Source organism: Nocardia sp. NPDC060249 (assembly GCF_042728755.1).
Classification (GTDB): Bacteria; Actinomycetota; Actinomycetes; order Mycobacteriales; family Mycobacteriaceae; genus Nocardia.
Window position 1 is genome coordinate 340,549 of sequence record NZ_JBHXAQ010000003.1, and the last position, 19,300, is coordinate 359,848.

Below are 19,300 nucleotides of genomic sequence, written 5' to 3' on the forward strand. Positions count from 1 at the left end.
ATCCGGGGCGGCCGAAAACGTGGTGGGCGAGTTGGGAGTCCGTAGGTGGGCTCGTCTGGTGCGGCGTTTCACTCGTGACGGAACCCCGGATCCCGGGTGAGTAAACGTGGCTTTTGTCGATTGTACGGATCAGGACCGACATGACCTGGGCGGACAGACAGGGACAGCGATGGTCGGCCGGTCCAGCAGGTGTCGACTGGACCGCGACAACGTGTTCCTGACCGGGGCAAACTCGGTGGATGCTTCAGACAACGGCGGTTCTCGGGGTGGCGGCGGCGGCGCTCGGCATGGTGCTGACGCCGGGGCCCAACATGATGTATCTGGTCTCGCGCACCGTCGCGCAGGGGCGCCGGGCGGGGATGATCTCGCTGCTGGGGGTCGCGGCGGGCTTCGGTGTCTACCTGTTGGCGGCCGCGGCGGGGATCACGGCGGTGTTCGCTGTCGTTCCCGGGTTGTATCTGGCGGTGAAGCTGGCAGGCGCGGCGTATCTGCTGTGGCTGGCCTGGCAGGCGATCCGGCCGGGTGGGGTGTCGGTGTTCGCGCCCGCCGACCTGCCGCACGATCCGGCCCGGCGCCTGTTCACGATGGGGTTGGCCACCAACCTGCTCAATCCGAAGATCGCGATCATGTACATGGCGCTGATCCCCCAGTTCGTCGATCCCGCTCGCGGCGCCCTCTGGTTGCAGAGCCTGTCGCTGGGCGCCATCCAGATCACGGTCGCCCTCACCGTCAACGCCATGATCGTCCTCGGCGCGGCCGGCCTGGCCACCTTCCTCACCGCCCGCCCCCTGTGGCTGCGCACCCAGCGCTACCTCATGGGCACCGCTCTCGGCACGATCGCCGTCCTCCTCGCCACCGACAAGGCCCGCCCCACCCCCGCCTGAGGTTCGTGCCGCCGCCACAATCCCTGCGGAATCGGATCTCCACCAGCGCGTGGGCCGGTCGCCGTCACCGCGTGTCTGCGTGTCACGCTGCTTCGGAGCGGCGAGGCGGAAGGATTGCGTGGTGAGCGTAGGTGTGCTGGTGGCGGCGTTGGCCGGGCCTTCGGTCAGCGAGCTGGACTCGGCGGTGAACGCGGTGCATCGGGGCGGCGAGATGATGGGGGTCATCTCCTTCGCCGCGTCGGGTGCGCTGGTCGCGGTGCGCAAGCGGCTCGACCTGTTCGGAATGGTCGTGCTGGCGTGTGCGACCGCGCTCGGCGGCGGCATCGTGCGTGACCTGCTGATCGGGCGAACTCCCCCGGCCGCGTTCACCGACCTGACCTACCTGTCCGCGTCGATACTGACCGCGCTGGTCCTGTACTTCATCGCGCCCTCGCGCCGGCTCACCAAGGGACCGCTCGAAATCGCCGACGCGATCGGGCTGGGGCTGTTCTGCGTCACCGGGACCGTGATCGCCGACTCGGCCGGGCTCGGCGCGCCCACCGCCGCCCTGCTCGGCATGACGACCGCGATCGGTGGCGGCGTGATCCGCGATGTGCTCAGCGGCGAAGTACCCAGCGTCCTGCGCCCCGACCAGGACCTCTATGCGATCCCGGCCCTGTTCGGGGCGGCTGCCACTGCCGCGCTGCTGCACTTCGACGTGTACCGGGCATGGACCGGGCTGCTCGCCGCCGCGGGTGCGGTGGGTTTTCGCCTGCTGGCCCGCCATTACCAGTGGCACGCGCCGCTGGCCCGCCACGCCCGCGACTGACCGGTACCCGGCTACCTCGCGAACCAGGCGTCAGCGCACCATCATTCCGGCCCGAAGCCGGCGTATTCCTTCGTCGATCGTCTCGTCGCGCTTGCTGAAGGTGAAGCGCACCAGGTGTTTCCAGTCGGCGGGGTGATCGGCGAAAACGCTGACCGGCACCGCGGCGACACCGAGTCGCGCCGGTAGTTCCCGGCAGAATGTCAGGCCGTCCTCGGCGCCCAACGGCCGGATGTCGGCACACACGAAGTAGCCACCGTCGCTGGCCGAGACCGTGAAACCGGTGTCGCGCAATGCCTCCGAAAGCCGCGTTCGCTTGTCCGCCAGTCCGTCACGCTGGGCGAGCACCCAGTCCGCTTCCTCGTTGATCGCGTACGCGACGGCGGGCTGGAACGGCCCGCCGCCGACGAAGGTGAGGAACTGTTTGGCCGCGAGCACACCGTCGAGCAGCGGCGCGGGCGCGCAGGCCCATCCGATCTTCCATCCGGTGACATTGAACGTCTTCGCCGCGCTGGACACCACGACGGTCCGTTCGCGCATTCCGGGCAGTGTGGAGATGCTGATGTGCTCGGTGCCGTCGTAGACGAGGTGCTCGTACACCTCGTCGGTCAGCACCACCAGATCGTGTTCGACAGCCAACTCGGCGATCGCGGTGAGATCGGCGCGGCCGAGCACGGCGCCGGTGGGGTTGTGCGGCGAATTGACCATCAGCATGCGGGTTTTCGGGGAGATCGCGGCGCGCAAACTGTCCAGGTCGAGCACGAATCGTTCGCCGTCGGGCACCAGGCGAGCCGTTCGCCGCTGCGCACCGGCGAGGGCGATCGCGGCGGCGTAGGAGTCGTAGTACGGCTCGATCAGTACCACCTCCTGACCCGGCTCCACCAGCCCGAGCACGGCGGCGCTGATCGCCTCGGTCGCGCCGACGGTCACCAGAATCTCGGTGGCCGGGTCGTAGGCGGTGCCGTAGCGGCGGGCGCGGTCATCGGCGATCGCCTGGCGCAGCACCGGCATCCCGCGCCCGGGCGGGTACTGATTGAGTCCGTCGGCGATGGCCGCGCGGACCACCTCGAGCATGCCGGAGGGTCCGTCGGTATCGGGGAAGCCCTGGCCCAGATTCACCGCGTCGTGGCGGACGGCCAGTTCGGTCATCTCGGCGAAGATCGTCGATCCGAAGGGGCGCAGGCGGGCGACGGTGGGCGGCACAGGCGGCATCTCCGCAGCGTATCCCACTATTACCCGACGTTGCCGAACGATAGCGAACATGTATGTTTCACAAACGTTTTCCTGCTTTGACCTGCGCTATTGTGCGGTTCCCCAACCTCAGCTAGCCTCGCCGTGTTCTACCTCACACACCACTGCGTGGTGGTATATCGAAAGGGGCTCACATGGCCTCACCTCTGCTCGACCTCATCCTGCAACCGGCTGCGTCGGAGGTAGCCGGTTCGGCCCTGCGATTCATCCACGATCACCTCGTCGCCGGCCCGATCGTCGACTGGTTCACGGGTTCGGCGACGCCGAACAACAACATGGGCTCCTCGACGGGGGACTTCAACCTCGGATCATCGACCGGTGATCACAACTGGGGCTCCACCTACCCGTAGCAGTCAGCGGCGCACGCTGGACCGCATCGCTATGGCGATCAGCTGACCTCGCAGTCCTCGACGGTGCTGCGGGGTCAGCGCAGGCGGGCGCCGGACAGTTTCGTCACATTGGCGAAATCGTATGTCGCCCAGATCTTTCCGTCCCGCACCGCAAAGGCGAGCACCCGCACCGGTCGGCCGAACGGGGAGTTGGGATCGGTGAGTACCAGCCCCGATTGCCCGTTCACCGTCGCCGCGCCCAGATCCAGGCCGGGTTCTTCCTGATGCTTTCGCCAGAGACCGAGCGCCAGGCGGGCGACTTTCTCCTGTCCGGCAACAACATTCAGCGCGGTCTTGGTGGTGCCGCCGGCATCCGCCGTGAACGTCACGTCGGGATGCAGCGTGGCGGCTACCGCGGCGACATCACCGGTGGCCAATGCGGCGAGGAACCGCCGCACCGCCCGATCGTGCACATCGTCGGCAACCGGTTCCGGCGCTCTGGCCACCGCCCGGCGTGCGCGGACCGCCAATTGTCTTGCGGCATCAGCGGAGACGCCGAGGATCTCGGCGATCTCGTCGAAGGGCACACCCAATCCCTCGTGGAGCACCAGTGCCACCCGCTGCTGCGGGGTCAACGCGTCGAGCACCACCAGCGCGGCCATCCGGCTGTCCTGATCGCGCACCACCACGTCCAGGGGATCGGGGGTGCGCGATGACGAGGCCGCCGACACGATCGGCTCCGGAAGCCACTGCCCCACATAGGTTTCGCGGCGCACGGCGGCGCTGCGCAGGTGGTCGAGGCAGATTCGGCTGACCACGGTCGTCAGCCAGGCGCGCAGGTCGTCGATCTCGGACTGGTGCACGCCCGCCATCCGCAGCCAGCTCTCCTGCACCGCGTCCTCGGCGTCGCCGACGCTTCCGGTGAGCCGGTAGGCGACCGAAAGCAAGTGCGTTCGATGCGATTCGAACAGGTCGGCGAGAAACGGGGAAACCATCAGGACAGATCCTACGGAGTACCCACTCGCGCTCCGCCTCACGGGTCGGCACCGGCCCCGCCCCCACGCCGGGCGCGGGCAGGCCGGGAAAATCCGGCGAGAATTTCGGCGTCGACTGTCAGGATGGCCGAATGTACGAGCACACGCTCACCGACGGCACCGTCTGGCTCACCCGCCCGACCGGGGCCGACATCGATCGCATCGTCGAGTGCTGCCAGGACCCCGATGTGCAGCGCTGGACCACGGTCCCCGTTCCGTACCACCGCCGCGACACCGAGGAATTCCTTGACCGGGTCGTGGCCCCCGGCTGGGCGGACAACGCGCCGGTCTGGGCGATCCGCACCGCCGAGGACGGCCGGGTCGAAGGCATGGTCGGCCTGCACACCCGCGGGCCGGGCGCCTGTGAGATCGGCTTCTGGCTCACTCCCGCGCACCGTGGGCGCGGGCTGATGTCGCGGGCGATCACGCTGGTCTGCGACTTCGGTTTCGCCGCCGACGGTCTCGCCCTCGACCGGATCATCTGGCGCGCGATCGTGGGCAATCGCGCCTCCGCCGCCGCCGTCCGCCGCAACGGCTTCCACTACGAGGGTTTGGCTCGATCGGGCGGGGTCCAGCGCGGAGAGCGGGTCGACGAATGGGTCGCGGCCCGGCTCCCCGCCGACCCCGCCGTGCCGGTCGACGGGTGGCCCACCGAGATCGGCCGATGACGCGCGGTTCGACTGGTTCGCCGGCACCATGGCCGAGCACGCGCTCGAGTGTGCCCCCGGCGCCCGGTGATGAACAGTCAGTTCGGTCGATTGGTGGCTCGGCGGGCCGTTCCCCGGTGGGCGGAGATCGTGGCCGGATCTTCGGGCCAGGCGTGTTTGGGGTAGCGGCCGCGTAGGTCGGCACGGACCTGGGGCCAGCCGTTCTGCCAGAAGGAGGCCAGGTCGGCGGTGACGGCGACAGGGCGCTGAGCCGGGGAGAGCAGGTGCAGCAGGATCCGGGCGCGGCCGTCGGCGAGGGTCGGCGGGTCGGTCCAGCCGAAGACTTCCTGGACCTTGACCGCGAGGACCGGCTGATCGGCGGAGTAGTCGAGGCGGACGCGGCTGCCGGAGGGGACTTCCAGGCGTTCGGGGGCCAGTTCGTCCAGGCGGGTGGCGGCCGGCCACGGAAGCAGGCGGCGCAGTGCGGTGCCGGCGTCGACGCGGGCGAGGTCGCAACGGCGGCGGGCGGTGGACAATTCGGGGCCGAGCCAGGTGGCGAGGTCGGCGAGGAGTGCGTCGTCGTCGACGGCGGGCCATGGCGCGCCGAGGGTGCGGTGCAGGAAGTCGAGCCGTTGACGCAAGCTGCGCGCGTCATCGCTCCAGCGCAGCAGGCCCAGACCTTCCACCTGAAGCCCTTGTCGCACAGCCTGTTCCACCAGATCCTGCTCCGGCTGACGTAATGGCTTCTCCGACAGGATGATCGCGCCCAATCGCTCCACCCGTCGGGCCACCACGTCACCGCCGTCCCACCGCACCTCATCGGTCACGACCACCAGCCCGGGCGCCGCCTCCCGCGCGAGATCCTCATCGGCGATGGCCGCCAGGCGAATTCGCCCTTCGGCCCGCCCCGGATCGCGTTCGGCGACCGCGACCGCGAGCCACTCCGCTGCTGCCAGGCCCGACCCCGGCGGCAGTGTCACCGCGGTGCCGCCCGCCATGAGATAGGTGGACGACCCGCTCGCCCGCCGCCGAGCCAGCCGCTCCGGCTGCGCCAGCGCGATCAACAGCGCCGCGACATCGGTTCCGGAGCCGCCACTCTCGTTCGTGGCGTCGAAACCAGCACCTGGTCGACCGGGCGCCGAGCCCGAGTTCGATACACCGGAAGAGACAACGACCCGCGGCCCGCCGGAGCCCCACCCCGCATGCCGGCCCGCCCCGCGCGAGGTATCAGCCTGTGTGCCCTCGGCGAGCGGTTGGTCGGGCTCGTCGCTCGATGACATGGTCGTGATGAGCCGTGTCAGGCGCTGGACTTCGCGGGTCCAGCGGGGTGGGCGTTCAGTGCGGAGGGTACGCAAGGCCGCCGCCGCGTCGGTGGTGCCTGCGAGGGAGTCGTCGTCCATCAGGACCACCATCTCGGCGGCGGCCTTCGCACCGACTCGGGCGGCGCCGTCGAGGAGCGCGCGGGCGAGGCGGGGGTGAAGGCCGAGGTCGGCCATGGCCTTGCCGCGCGGGGTGATGAGGTCGGCATCGTCGAGAGCGCCGAGGGCGCGCAGGACCGTGCGCGCTGCCGCGAGGCCACCTTCGGGCGGGGCGTCCCACCAGGCGAGGCCGGTACCGTCGGGGGTGCCCCAGCAGGCCAACTCCAGTGCGAGACGGGTGAGTTCGGCGGTGCGGATCTCGGGTTCGGGATAGGCGGGCAGGGTTTGGTGTTCGTACTCCGGCCAGCAACGCCAAGCGTGGCCCGGTGCCTCGCGGCCCGCGCGGCCCGCGCGCTGTTCGGCCACCGCCGCCGAAACACGCACTGTCGCAAGCCCGGACAGGCCGCGCCGGTGATCGACTCGGGAGACACGGGACAGACCGGAGTCGACGACAGCGCGCACGCCGGGAACGGTGAGGCTGGATTCGGCGACGGCAGTGGACAAGACGACCCGCCGCCGCGATCCCGGCCGGAGCGCGAGGTCCTGGGCCGCGCCCGCGAGTCTGCCGTGCAGCGGGACTACGTCGACCCCGTCGAGATCGCGCAACAGCCCTGCTGTGCGGTTGATCTCGCCGACACCGGGCAGGAAGACGAGCACATCACCGTCGATGGTGGCCAGCGCCGTGCGGACAGCCCGCGCGACCTGCGCTTCGATCCGCTCCCGAGGAAGGGCGGGCAGGTAGTCGACCTCGACCGGATAGGTCCGCCCGTGTACTTCCAGAACCGGGGCACGCGAACTCTCGGGCTCTTCCCCGGTGCCGAGCAGCTGTGCCAGACGATCCGCGGCCACTGTCGCCGACGTGGCCAGCACCCGCAGGTCCGGTCGCAACCCCGACCGTGCGTCGAGCAACAGTGCCAACAGCAGATCAGCGTCCAGATGCCGCTCGTGACACTCATCGAGCACCACCGCGGCGACCCCCACCAACTCCGGATCGTTCTGCAACCGCCGCACCAGCAACCCCGAGGTCACCACTTCGATCCGCGTCCGCGCCCCGACCTTGCGATCCCCGCGCACGGCATACCCGACGGTCTCCCCCACCCGCTCCCCCATCAACGCCGCCATCCGCGCCGCCGCCGCCCGCGCCGCCAACCGCCGCGGCTCAGCCACCACGATCCGCCCCGCCGACCCAGCCGCCAGCGCCAACGGCACCAACGTGGTCTTCCCGGTACCCGGCGGCGCGACCAGCACCGCGACCCCACGATCAGCCAAGGTCACGGCGATCCGCTCCAGCGCCGGCCGCACCGGAAGATCGGGAAGTTCAGGAAGCTTCATCGCCGACCAGTCTGCCGCCCCGCCGGCCCGCCTCGCCAGCCGCCCGGCGACCCGCTGTCGCCGCCACCCGGCGGCCGACCAGGGCATCGCCAGGTATTTCCCAGCGCTCGATCGGCGGTTACGCTGCGGGAGATGAGCATCGAGTTCGCGTTGACCACGCTTGTCATCGTCGCCACGCCGGGTACCGGGGTCCTGTTCACCCTCGCGGCCGGGCTTTCCCGAGGGACACGGGCGAGTGTGATCGCTGCCTTCGGGTGCACGTTGGGGATCGTTCCGCACATGATCGCGGCGGTCACCGGGCTGGCCGCGCTGTTGAACACCAGCGCGGTCGCGTTCCAGACGTTGAAGTATCTGGGTGTCGCGTATCTGCTGTACATGGCGTGGAATACCTTGCGGGACAAGGGCGCACTGGCGATTCCGGACGGGCGCGTAGTGGTGGAGCCCTCGGCGCGGCAGGTCGTCACCTCGGCGGTGCTGCTCAATATCCTGAACCCGAAGCTGACGATCTTCTTCTTCGCGTTCCTGCCGCAGTTCGTGCCGACCGGCGCACCGAACGCGCTGGGCCGCATGCTCGAGCTCAGCGGGCTGTTCATGCTGGCCACGTTCGTGGTGTTCGCGGGCTACGGGGCAGTCGCCGCCGCGATGCGCACCTATGTGCTGTCACGACCGGTGGTGGTCCGGTGGATGCGGCGGGTGTTCGGCGTCTCCTTCGTCGCCCTCGCGGGACGCCTCGCGGTACAGAACCAATAGTCACAGCAGTGCGGGCCCCGGAATCCGAGGCCCGCACTGTCGATCGACGGTGTTACCCGCGGCGGGCGGCCACCGCGTCGGCCAACCGGTCGAGCTGGGTGGCGGTGGTGTTCCAGTCGATGCACGCGTCGGTGATGGACTGGCCGTAGGTCAGGTCGGCGGCCTTGCCGAGAGTCAGATCCTGGCGACCCGCGACGAGGAACGACTCCAGCATCACGCCGACCACGCCCTGCTCGCCCGCGGCGATCCGGTCGGCGATGTCGGTGACGACGTCGACCTGCTTGTTGTGGTCCTTGTTGCTGTTGCCGTGGCTCGCGTCGACGACCAGGCGCTGGGCCAGCGACGACTTCTCCAGGCGCAGCTTGGCCTCGGCGCAGGACGCGGCGTCGAAGTTGGTGCCATTGCTGCCGCCGCGCAGGATCACGTGGCAGTCGGGGTTGCCCGAGGTGCGGATCAGCGCGGAACGGCCGTCGAGGTCGGTGCCGGGGAAGACGTGGCTGGCGGCGGCGGCGCGCACGCCGTCGACGGCGACTTGCACGTCACCATCGGTGCCGTTCTTGATGCCGACCGGCATCGACAGCGCCGAGGACAGCTGCCGGTGCACCTGGCTGGCGGCGGTGCGGGCACCGATCGCGCCGTAGGAGACCAGGTCGGCGATGTACTGGGGGGTGATCGGGTCGAGGAACTCACACGCGACCGGCAGGCCGAGGGCGGTGATGTCGACGAGCACCTTGCGGCCGATGCCGAGACCGGTGTTCACGTCGAACGAGCCGTCCAGGTGCGGATCGTTGATCAGACCCTTCCAGCCCAGCGTGGTGCGCGGCTTCTCGAAGTACACGCGCATCACGATGTGCAGCCGGTCGCTCAGCTCGGCGGCCTTCTCGGCCAGCTTGCGGGCGTATTCCAGCGCGGCGGCGGGGTCGTGCACCGAGCACGGGCCGACGATCACCATGAGGCGGTCGTCGTCGCCGTTGAGCACATCGACGGTGGCCTTGCGGCCCGAACGCACAGTGTCGGCGAGGGCGTCGGTGATCTGGTGAACCATGCGGACCTCGGCGGGCGAGCGCAGGGGGCTCACGCTGAGGGTGCGCTGGTCGTCTAGATCGGAATGCCGCGAGTCGACATCAGCTGCGGTGGTCATGAGATGTGGGTCCTTTGCGTTAGGAGGCCGACCCACGGAAATCGCTACCGTCGAGCCGGGCGTTATCCGGCTCGAGGTGGAGGAAGTCAGCGCGCAGGGTCGCTGACCGGCCCACCCAGGGCCGGATAGCTAAACCAGAAATATGCGCGCTGCATGGGAAGGACTCTACCACCGGCTAAACATCGAAAGGTGAGCCACGGTCGCCCGGAGTGTGGACCGTCACATCGCGCAGATCCGCCGAACCGACGCGAAAGTCCTTGACCTCTACCTTGCTCGAGCTTCTAGCGTCGGTGGTCGAGGAAAGGAAAACGACTGTGACAACACTGGTTACGGGCGCGACCGGCAACACCGGTCGCCAGGTGGTACGGGAACTCGTCAGCCGTGGCGAGAAGGTCAGGGCGGTGACCCGCGATGCCGCCGCCGCACGCGCACTCCTCGGCCCTGAGGTGGAACTGTTCACCGGGACGCACAGCGTGCCGTCGACACTCGACGATGCGTGGCACGGCGTCGACCGGTTGCATGTGACGGTGACCAACGGTCTCGCCGAGGTGGGGGCCGAGCTGATCGGCAAGGCGATCGACGCCGGCGTGCGCCGCATCACCGTCGTCTGGGGTGGCGGGGTCGGCCCGGTCGAGCAGGCGATCGCGGAGTCCGGCGTGGAGTGGACGCGGCTCGAGCCACAGGAGTTCATGTCGAACACGCTGACCTGGCTCGATCCGATCCGGACCGACGGCGTGGTGCGTGAGCCGTACGCCCATCCGAGCGCGCTGGTGCACGAGGCCGATATCGGCGCGGTCGCCGCCGTCGCACTGCTGGAAGACGGGCACGCGGGCCGCGCCTACAACCTCACCGGCCCACAGGCGCTCACCCCGCCGCAACGGCTGGCGATTCTGGGGCAGGCCGCGGGCCGCGAGCTCACCTTCGCCACGATCACCCACCAGGAAGCGGTAGACAGGCTGATCGCGACGGGTGTCTCGAAGGCCGACGCCGACTACGTGATCGGCTGGTACGCCGAGTCGACTCCCGAGTCGTACACGGTCGACCCGACGGTGGAACAGGTGCTCGGCCGACCCGCGCGCACCTTCGCGCAGTGGGCGGCCGAGCACGGGCACCGGTTCGGTTGATCAGCTCCACTGACCGGGGACGTAGTCACCGGCGGGAGTGTGGGCGATGGCGTTGAGCCGGTTCCAGGCGTTGATCATCGCGATGGCGGCGATCAGGGCCGCGATCTGGTCGTCGTCGTAGTGCTTGCGGACCTGGTCGAAGGTGTCGTCGCTGACGTGGCCGCCGTCGGCGGTGCGGGTCGCCTCCTCGGTGAGAGCCAGGGCGGCCCGCTCCGCCTCGGTGAAGACATTGGTTTCCCGCCAGGCGGCGACCAGGTTGATCCGCACCGAGGTTTCGCCCGCGTGGGCGGCGTCCTTGGTGTGCATGTCGACGCAGTAGCTGCAGCCGTTGATCTGCGAAGCCCGGATCTTCACCAGTTCGTGGGTGGTCTTGGGCAGCGGTGAATCGTCGATGACCTTGCCCGCCATGACCATTCGCTTGCTGAAGCTCGTGGTGATGGCGTTGCCGTAGAGGTTGAAGCGCGCTTCCATGATGACTCCTTCGTCGTGGGGTTCACAGAGACGACGAGGCAGCCGTGCACGGTGTGACATCGGCGCGTGTGACGCCGATCACCGAATCAGATCAGGCCGCAGAGCTTCTCGGAGAGCTCCCACAATTCGGCGGCGACCTTGCGGTCCTTCGCCGAGCGCGCACTACCCGCGCGGCCCGGGTTGCCGCGCAGCCCGAGGAAACCGTCGGGACCGTAGAACGCGCCGGGCACCACATCGGCGGTGGCGGCGAACAGAGTGGACAGCGCACCCTGTTCGGCGGTGGGGGCGAGCGTGCGGTTGCCCAGCCACATGATCGCGTCCTGGATGGACTCGGTGTGCGACATGAGTTCGGTCGCGGCGTAGCCGGGATGGGCGGCCACCGAGATCACCGCGGCGCCCTCCCCCGCCAGGCGACGCTGGAGTTCGAAGGCGAACATCAGATTGGCCAGCTTGGACTGGCCGTACGCGAGCCAGCGGTCGTAGCGGCGCTGCTCCCAGTTGGGGTCGGCCAGATCGATCTTGCCGATGCGGTGGGCGACACTCGACACCGTCACCACACGATCGGTGATGCGGTCCAGCAACAGGTTGGTGAGCGCGAAGTGGCCGAGATGGTTGGTGCCGAACTGCATTTCGAAACCGTCGGCGCTGCGGCGCAACGGCAGGGCCATGACACCGGCGTTGTTGATCAGCACGTCCACGCGCTCGATCGAATCGGCGAAGGCGCGCACCGAGTTCAGGTTCGCCAGGTCGAGTTCACGGACTTCGGTCGCCCCGCGCAGCCCCGCGGCGACCCGCTCGGCCTTGGCGGTGTCGCGGCAGGCCAGGATCACGCGCGCACCCGCCCCCGAAAGCGCCCGCGCGGTGGCAGCGCCCAGACCGCTGTTGGCACCGGTGACGATGATCGTGCGGCCGGTCTGGTCCGGCAGGTTCGCGGTAGTCCACTTGCTCACTGGGGAAAGTCTAGCGACGCTGGGGCAATGCGCGAATCGGCAAGGGCCGGTGCGGGGTTCGCCCCAGCGTCACGTGTCGGCATCAGGACTGCGCGAGGATCTCGTCGTCGGTCATCGCGGCGACTTCCAGATACATGGTGGCGACCGCGTCCAGCCTGCCGCTGTCACCGGATTCCGCTTCCCGCCGCACCATTCGTGCCGCGAGACCTTCGATGGTGCGGGCGGTGAACAGGTCGGCGACGATGGTTCCGGGGGCATCGAGCCATTCGCGGATGCGGGCCACCGCGGTGGTGGCGAGCACCGAGTCGCCGCCGAGGGCGAAGAAGTCGTCGGTGACACCGATCCGCTCGGTGGCCAGCACCTCGGCGACGACCGCGGCGAGCGCGCGTTCGAGATCGGTGCGCGGCGCCACGAATTCCTCGGTGCCCTCGCCCTTGTCGAGGACCGCGCGGATGGCCTTGCGGTCCGGCTTGGCGTTCGAGGTGAGCGGCAGCTCGGCCAGCAGTTCGAGCCGGGTCGGCACCATGTAGACCGGGACCAGTTCGGCGGTCGCGGCGAGCACCGTGTCGACGTCGAGGACCGTGCCCGGGGTCGGCACCACCAGCGCGACCAGTTTCGGCGCGGCCGTGCCGACCACGGCGGCGACCGCGTGGCGAACGCCGGGCACGGCGCGCAGCGCGCTCTCCACCTCGCCCAGTTCCACCCGGTAGCCCCGGATCTTGACCTGGTGGTCGGCGCGGCCGAGGAATTCCAGGCCGCCGTCGGGCAGGTAGCGGGCCAGGTCGCCGGTGCGGTACCAGCGCAGACCCTCGTGGGTGACGAAGCGGTCGGCGGTGCGTTCGGGATCGTCGCGGTAGCCGGCGGCCACGCCGTCACCGCCGATCCAGAGCTCGCCGCTGACCCAGTCGGGGCAGTCGTTGCCCGCCGGTCCGACGACGCGGCACCGCACATTGCGCAGCGGGGTGCCGTAGGGCACGGCGGTCCACTCGACGGGGACCCGCGCGTCGACGACCTCGCAGATGGTGGAGTGGATCGCGGTCTCGGTGGCGCCACCGAGACCGGCGAAACGGCTGTTCGGGGCCACCGCGGCGAGGCGTGCGGGCAGCGCCACATCCACCCAGTCGCCGCCGAGGATCACCGCGCGCAGCGACGGGAGCGGCTCGCCCCGCGTCGCGGCGGTGAGCAGCATATCGAGCAGGCTCGGCACACAGTTGAGCATCGAAATCTGGTGGCGGCGAACGAGTTCGACCCAGACGGCGGGGTCGATGCGCTGCGCGTCGTCGACGGTGACCACCGCGCCGCCCACGGCGAGCAGGCCGAAGATGTCGTAGACGGAAAGGTCGAATTCGAGGGCCGAGAGGGCGAGCGCGCGGTCGGCCGGGCCGAGGTCGAAGCGCTCGTTGAGGTCGTCGATGGTGTTCATCGCGGCCCGATGGGGCACCTCGACACCCTTGGGCTTGCCCGTGGAGCCGGAGGTGAACAGCACGTAGGCGATGTTCTCCGGGTCGCCGAAGACCGGGCGGGCCAGCGGTTCCGTGTGCGTGCGCGCCTGCGCGAGGTCGATCGCGCGAGCATCCGGGATCCGCGCCCCACCGACGGTGAGCACGGCGACCGCGCCCGCGGTGCGCAGGATCTCGGCGCGACGAGCGGCCGGCTGATCGAAGCCGATCGGCACGTACACCGCGCCCGCCGCGAGCACGCCCAGCACGGCGACGATCTGGTCGGGCCCCTTCGGGAGCTGCACGGCGACCGAATCACCGGGCGCCACCCCGGCTTCCCGCAACGCACCGGCCACGGCCAGCGCGTCGGCGGCCAGTTCGCCGTAGGTCAGCTGCCCGGCCGGCTCCCAGAGCACCGCGGGCGCGGACGGATTCGTGGCCGCGTTCGCGAAGAACCCGGTATGCAGCAGCCCGCCGCTCACCGGCCCCGCGGTGGCGTTCACGCGCGCCCGCGTCGCGGCCTGCTCCACCGGAATGCGCACTCCGGCCTCGGCCTGCCACCCCGCTCCCCCGGCGACCCGCGTGCGCCCGGCCGAAACCGGGGCCGCGTCAGCGGGTAGCACCGGCGAGGTCTCCTCCGTCCGGGCGGACTCGACTGCCGTCGGCCGCGCGCCGCCGGACTCCGCGGCATCGGCCGATGCCTCGGCGAGCTCGCAAGGCTGGCCGCCGAGACGTTCGATCGCTTCGATGTAGCGGGCGAACATGGCGTCGACCACACCCGCGGGGAAGGCGGATTCGCGAATGTCCCAGTTCAGCAGCAGACCGCCACGGACCTCGGTGATCTGGGCGTCGAGCAGCACCTGCGGGCCCTGGGAGATGATCCAGACCGGGTCGCCGAAGGTGTCGGTGACGGTGTCGGGGAAGAGTTCGCCGAGGTTGAGGGCGCTGGTGTAGACGATGGGAGCCAGGACGGGTTCCCCGCGGTGACGGCCGAGGTCGCGCAGGACTTCCAGACCCGAGTACGCGGAGTGCGCGCCCGCTTCGTGGAGGCGTTGCTGAAGGGCGCGGGCACGGTCGGCGACGGTGGCGGGCGCGGTGACATCGACTTCCAGCAGGACCGAGGAGGTGAAGTCGCCGACGACACCGTCGACCTGCGGGTGCACCGGTTCACGGTGGAACAGCGGCAGATTCAGCAGGAAGCGGCGCTGGGCCGACCAGCCGCCGATGGTTTCGGCGAACACCGAGGCCAGGGCCATCGCCGGGGTGATGCCGCGGGCGTGAGCGGCGTCGAAGACCTGCGCTTTGGCCTGCGGGGACAGCCAGCGATGCAGGCGGATCGTCCGGTTGGGTTCCGAGATGTGCTGGGCCAGCGGGAGTTCCGGAGCGCCCGGCAGCTCGCTCAGGCGATCCTGCCACCAGGCACGGTCACGGGCCCGCTCGTCGGCGATGGCGCCCTGCCCTTGGCCCGCGGCCGTATCCGGCTGCTGCGCGGCGGCGTGGTCCGAAGCGTGGGTCGCGGCGCTGTCGCGCCGGTGCTCGGCCAGGTACTGGCGGAAGGTGTAGTCCTGCGGCGGTAGCTGTTCGCCGTGGTAGAGCCGGGCGAGGTCGGTGATGAGGATGCGGTAGCTCATCGCGTCGGCGGCGAGCATGTCGACATCGAGGTGCAGGCGGGTGCGGCCGTCGGCGAGGCGGGTGAGCGCGATATCGATCACCTGGCCGTCCTCCACCGCCATCCGCTGATGGGTTCGCGTGCTGCGCAACTCCGCGAGCCGCTGCTCGGCCTCGTCGGCGGTGGCCTCGCGCAGATCGGTCACGCCGAACACCGCGCGACCGGGCCGGTCGAGGGTCTGCTGGGTGCCGTCGGGCAGGAACCGGGTGCGCAGCATGGGGTGGCGCGACAGCAGTTGCTCGACCGCCTGCTCGAGCCGCTCGGGATACACATCGGCACCGTCGAATTCGACGTAGAGATGCGCCGCGACGCCACCGAGCTCCTGCGAGTCGGAACGCCCGATCCAGTACGCGTGCTGCATGGGCGCGAGCGCGAAAGGCGTGCCGTCGTCGGCGACGATCGCGGATTCGGCCACCGCTTCGGCCACCGCGACGGCCGGGGCGGCCACGCTCGACTCGTCGGTACCGACCGCCGCGAGAGCATCGGGGTCCGCGCCGTTGAGGAGGGCGTGCCAGGCGTCGACGGTGGGGTGGGCGGCCAGGAGGGCGAAGTTCACGGCGATGCCGCGTTTGCGCCAGGCGCCCGCGAGCTTCATGGTGCGGATGGAGTCGAGGCCGAGCTGGATCAGGTCGTCGGCCTCGGCGACGGCATCGGCGGTGATGTCGAGGTGGCGGGCGATCGCGGCACGGATCTCGGCGCGGTCGATCCCGGCGCCGCCTGCGGGTGCTGTCTCCATCTGCCGATCACTCCTTGCTCGCCGTCCAGCCTGGACGGATTCGGTACTGCCCGGCGGCAGCCTACTCCATTGAGATAGGGTTGCCTAACCTTTGCAAGTGTAGCGAGACTCGAGTGAGGCAGACGTGACGTCGACATCGGCAACCGGCCACCGCGAGGGCTACGTCCCCTTCCCCGAAGCCGCCGCGCAGGAATACCGGGCAGCGGGCTATTGGACCGGACGAACCCTGGGCGACCTCCTCCGCGACACCGCGCGGAACCGGCCACAGCGTCCGGCGGTGCTCAGCGACGCCGGTGCGCGGACCTACGCCGAACTCGACGCCGCCGCCGATCGGATGGCGCACGGACTGCTGGCCCTCGGCATCGAGCCCGGTGATCGCGTGATCGTGCAACTGCCGAACATTCCCGAGTTCGCGACGGCCCTGTTCGGCGTGCTGCGCGCGGGAATCATCCCCGTCCTCACCTTGCCCGCGCACCGCCGCGCCGAGATCGAGCACCTGGCCGCACTGTCCGAAGCGGTCGCCTATCTCATCCCCGACCGCCTCGGCGACTTCGACTACCGCGAGCTGGCCACGACCGTGCGGCAGGCGGTGCCGGGCCTGCGCCACGTGCTGGTAGCAGGCGATCCGGGCACCGAGGACGGCGCGACATCCGGGTTCGTCGCCCTGGATTCGGTGGCGCGCGACGGTGATTCGCTGCCCGCGATCGACCCGTCCGACATCGCGGTGATGCTGGTCTCCGGTGGCACCACCGGCCTGCCGAAGCTGATCGCGCGCACCCACGACGACTACGTCTACAACGCGACCGCCAGCGCGCGGGTCTGCGAGCTCACCCCCGACGACGTCTACCTCACGACACTGCCCGCGGCCCACAACTTTCCGCTGGCGTGCCCCGGCATCCTCGGCACCGTCGCGACCGGCGGAGCCATCGCTTTCACCCTCGACCCCAGCCCCGAGGCCGCCTTCGCCGCGATCGAGAAGCACCGGGTGAGCGTCACCGGCGTCGTGCCGCCGCTGGCCCAATTGTGGAGTGCGGCAGTGGAGTGGGAAGACGCCGACCTGAGCTCGTTGCGCTTGCTCCAGGTGGGCGGCGCGCGACTGGCCGAGGTGAACGCCCGCGATGTCGAGCCCGCGCTGGGGTGCACCTTGCAGCAGGTGTTCGGGATGGCCGAGGGGCTGCTCAACTACACCCGGCTCGACGATGACAAAGAGCTGGTGTACACCACCCAGGGCCGCCCGCTCTGCCCCGCCGACGAACTGCGCGTCGTCGACGCCGACGGCAACGACGTCGCCCAGGGCGACGAGGGCGAACTGCTCACCCGCGGCCCCTACACGCTGCGCGGGTACTACCGTGCGCCCGAGCACAATGCGCGCGCCTTCACTCCCGACGGCTTCTACCGCAGCGGCGACCTCGTCCGCCAGCTGCCCAGCGGCCATCTCGTGGTGAGCGGCCGGATCAAGGACGTGATCAACCGCGGCGGCGAGAACATCTCCTGCGATGAACTCGAGGAGCACCTGCTCGCCCACCCCGCTGTCCGCCATGCCGCCGCGGTCGGCCTGCCCGATGCCTCGCTGGGCGAAAAGGCCTGTGTGGTCCTGGTGGTCACCGGCGAGCTGCCCGCCCTCGGCGAGATCAAGACCTTCCTCACCGAACGCGGCCTGGCCACCTACAAGCTCCCCGACCTGGTCCGGCAGGCGGACGCCCTGCCGATCACCGCGGTCGGCAAGATCGACAAGAAAGCCTTGCGCGCCCTGCACGGCTGAGTGACAACTGATTTCGCACGATCATGGGTAACTCGCCGGGAACGCCCGGCAAGTTACCCATGATCGATTCCGCCGGCCCGGCGCCCAAGCCTCACGCACCCCACGGCCGGCAGAAGTCACGCAGAGGCGGTATAAGCCTTGACCACGTAAGGCGCCACGCTGCCCAGCTTCTCGCAGGTCTCCTCGAACTCACGCTCGGGACGCGACTGCCCCACGATCCCGGCACCAGCGCGCAACCACGCGCCTTCGCCGGTCTGGTAGATCGCCCGCAGCACCAGCGTCGCCTCGAGCGCACCGGTCGGCGAAACGCAGACCACCGCACCGGAGTACAGCCCACGCGGACCATGATCGTTGCGGAACACCGAGTCGACGCCCGCGCGCTTGGGGATACCGGAGGCGGTCACCGACGGGAACAGCACCTCGAGCGCGTCCCACGCGGTGCGGTCGGGGGCCAGGGTGCCGCGCACCGTGGACGCCAGGTGCTGCACACTGCCGCGCTCGCGCACCGCCATGAAATCGGAGACCGCGGGCGTGCCGGGCACGGCGACCTCCGCGATCTCGGCGAAGGAGGTCTGCACCGAGATCGCGTGCTCCACGATCTCCTTGGGGTCGGCGAGCAGGTCGGCGCGGGCGGCATCGTCGGCCTCGGCGCCGAGCCCGAACGCCCGCGTCCCCGCCAGTGGTTCGGTGGTGACGATGCGATCGTCGTCGACCGAGGCCACCAGCTCGGGGCTGAACCCGGCCGCTTCGAGCCCGCCCAGCCGCAGCAGGAACGAGCGGGCGGGGGTGTTGCCGGCCCGGCCGAGGCGATAGGTCGCCGGCACGTCCACCGGGAACGGCAGCTCGACCTTGCGCGACAGAATCACCTTCTGGTAGCTGCCGGAACGGATTTCGGCGACCGCCGTGGCCACGCGCTCTTCGTAGTTCGTCGGGTCGGATCGCACGTCGACCGGCGTCGGGGCGGGCAGATCGGCCCCCTGCGAGCCGGCGATCAGGTCGTGGATGTCGCACGCCTCGCTCGGGGTGGCGCCGCTGATCCGCACGCCGGTGGCGTCGACGCGCACCTCGATCCGCGGAATCATCAGGTGCGCCAACGAGGTCAGCGGATTGAGATAGTGGGTCGCCGACAGCGAGTAGGCGCAGAATTCGAAACCGATCCAGCCGTAGGCGTTGCGGCCGTCGAGCGGCAGGCCGGCCAGCGCGGTGTCGAGGGCGGTGGCGGGGCTACCGGTCCAGGCGCTAGCGGTGGTCTCACCCTCCCAGACAGTGCGCAACTCACCGGCATCGAGTTCCACGCTGCCGAGCGGATCGGCGGCGAACACCCACACCCCGGGCCGCTCGTACATCACGTACTCACCGAATCGATCGGACACGGCCAGACGTGACATCGCTGCCGCCGGGTCGGTCACATACTCCACCCGTACGGGTTGTTCCGTCGACGACAACGATCCTCCAAGGTAAAGCTGACCTAACTTTTCGTGGTTAGGTTAGCATTACCTCGCCGTTTGACCAGACCCGTACTGGGTATTCTTCGCCACTCCCGCTCCACCGAGCAAAC

At 69.9% G+C, this 19,300-nt stretch carries 15 protein-coding genes; 7 read left to right on the forward strand and 8 right to left on the reverse strand.

Annotated elements, in window-relative coordinates; translation table 11 throughout:
- The first annotated feature begins 239 nt into the window (after positions 1-239).
- Positions 240-884 carry a LysE family translocator gene (locus ACFWFP_RS15330; RefSeq protein ID WP_379295451.1) on the forward strand — a complete coding sequence of 215 codons (645 nt, stop codon included), beginning with the start codon at positions 240-242 and terminating at the stop codon, positions 882-884.
- Positions 885-1,095: 211 nt separating this feature from the next.
- Positions 1,096-1,692 (forward strand): trimeric intracellular cation channel family protein, encoded by a 597-nt coding sequence (locus ACFWFP_RS15335; protein WP_379295991.1) that lies wholly within the window; start codon positions 1,096-1,098, stop codon positions 1,690-1,692.
- A 30-nt stretch (positions 1,693-1,722) separates the two neighbouring features.
- Here the strand turns inward: ACFWFP_RS15335 and ACFWFP_RS15340 are convergent, their stop codons facing one another.
- A complete protein-coding gene (locus ACFWFP_RS15340; protein WP_379295453.1) occupies positions 1,723-2,901 on the reverse strand; it encodes a pyridoxal phosphate-dependent aminotransferase in 1,179 nt (392 codons plus the stop codon).
- 173 nt (positions 2,902-3,074) lie between these two features.
- Here ACFWFP_RS15340 and ACFWFP_RS15345 point away from each other — a divergent pair, with 173 nt between their 5' ends.
- Positions 3,075-3,290, forward strand: coding sequence for a hypothetical protein (locus tag ACFWFP_RS15345; protein ID WP_379295455.1), 216 nt, complete (start codon positions 3,075-3,077; stop codon positions 3,288-3,290).
- Between the two features lie 74 nt (positions 3,291-3,364).
- Here the strand turns inward: ACFWFP_RS15345 and sigJ are convergent, their stop codons facing one another.
- The gene (sigJ, locus tag ACFWFP_RS15350) at positions 3,365-4,264 is read right to left on the reverse strand and encodes an RNA polymerase sigma factor SigJ (protein ID WP_379295457.1); all 900 of its coding nucleotides are present in this window, start codon (positions 4,262-4,264) and stop codon (positions 3,365-3,367) included.
- A 131-nt stretch (positions 4,265-4,395) separates the two neighbouring features.
- Here sigJ and ACFWFP_RS15355 point away from each other — a divergent pair, with 131 nt between their 5' ends.
- A complete protein-coding gene (locus ACFWFP_RS15355) occupies positions 4,396-4,971 on the forward strand; it encodes a GNAT family N-acetyltransferase (RefSeq protein ID WP_379295459.1) in 576 nt (191 codons plus the stop codon).
- Between the two features lie 77 nt (positions 4,972-5,048).
- Here ACFWFP_RS15355 and ACFWFP_RS15360 read toward each other — a convergent pair whose 3' ends face one another.
- Positions 5,049-7,700: an ATP-dependent RNA helicase gene (locus ACFWFP_RS15360; RefSeq protein ID WP_379295461.1), complete on the reverse strand. Its 2,652-nt coding sequence runs from the start codon at positions 7,698-7,700 to the stop codon at positions 5,049-5,051.
- A 132-nt stretch (positions 7,701-7,832) separates the two neighbouring features.
- Between ACFWFP_RS15360 and ACFWFP_RS15365 the strand changes: the two genes are divergently transcribed.
- Entirely contained in the window at positions 7,833-8,450 is a 618-nt protein-coding gene (locus ACFWFP_RS15365; protein WP_379295463.1) for a LysE family translocator, read from the forward strand.
- Positions 8,451-8,502: 52 nt separating this feature from the next.
- Here ACFWFP_RS15365 and ACFWFP_RS15370 read toward each other — a convergent pair whose 3' ends face one another.
- Complete coding sequence (locus tag ACFWFP_RS15370; RefSeq protein ID WP_379295465.1) at positions 8,503-9,591, reverse strand: 3-deoxy-7-phosphoheptulonate synthase; 1,089 nt, start codon at positions 9,589-9,591, stop codon at positions 8,503-8,505.
- 314 nt (positions 9,592-9,905) lie between these two features.
- On the opposite strand from ACFWFP_RS15370, the gene ACFWFP_RS15375 reads away from it, so the two are divergent.
- Entirely contained in the window at positions 9,906-10,715 is an 810-nt protein-coding gene (locus ACFWFP_RS15375) for an NAD(P)H-binding protein (protein ID WP_379295467.1), read from the forward strand.
- Here the strand turns inward: ACFWFP_RS15375 and ACFWFP_RS15380 are convergent, their stop codons facing one another.
- The 3 genes from ACFWFP_RS15380 to ACFWFP_RS15390 all read right to left on the reverse strand — a co-directional run bounded on the left by ACFWFP_RS15380 (position 10,716) and on the right by ACFWFP_RS15390 (position 15,980).
- A complete protein-coding gene (locus tag ACFWFP_RS15380) occupies positions 10,716-11,186 on the reverse strand; it encodes a carboxymuconolactone decarboxylase family protein (protein ID WP_379295469.1) in 471 nt (156 codons plus the stop codon).
- An 86-nt stretch (positions 11,187-11,272) separates the two neighbouring features.
- On the reverse strand, positions 11,273-12,136 hold the full coding sequence (locus ACFWFP_RS15385) for an oxidoreductase (RefSeq protein WP_379295471.1): 864 nt from the start codon (positions 12,134-12,136) through the stop codon (positions 11,273-11,275).
- 82 nt (positions 12,137-12,218) lie between these two features.
- A complete protein-coding gene (locus ACFWFP_RS15390) occupies positions 12,219-15,980 on the reverse strand; it encodes an amino acid adenylation domain-containing protein (protein ID WP_379295472.1) in 3,762 nt (1,253 codons plus the stop codon).
- A 124-nt stretch (positions 15,981-16,104) separates the two neighbouring features.
- On the opposite strand from ACFWFP_RS15390, the gene ACFWFP_RS15395 reads away from it, so the two are divergent.
- On the forward strand, positions 16,105-17,742 hold the full coding sequence (locus ACFWFP_RS15395) for a (2,3-dihydroxybenzoyl)adenylate synthase (RefSeq protein ID WP_379295474.1): 1,638 nt from the start codon (positions 16,105-16,107) through the stop codon (positions 17,740-17,742).
- 116 nt (positions 17,743-17,858) lie between these two features.
- On the opposite strand, the gene ACFWFP_RS15400 is transcribed toward ACFWFP_RS15395, so the two are convergent.
- Positions 17,859-19,160 (reverse strand): salicylate synthase, encoded by a 1,302-nt coding sequence (locus ACFWFP_RS15400; RefSeq protein ID WP_379295476.1) that lies wholly within the window; start codon positions 19,158-19,160, stop codon positions 17,859-17,861.
- Between the last annotated feature and the right edge of the window lie 140 nt (positions 19,161-19,300).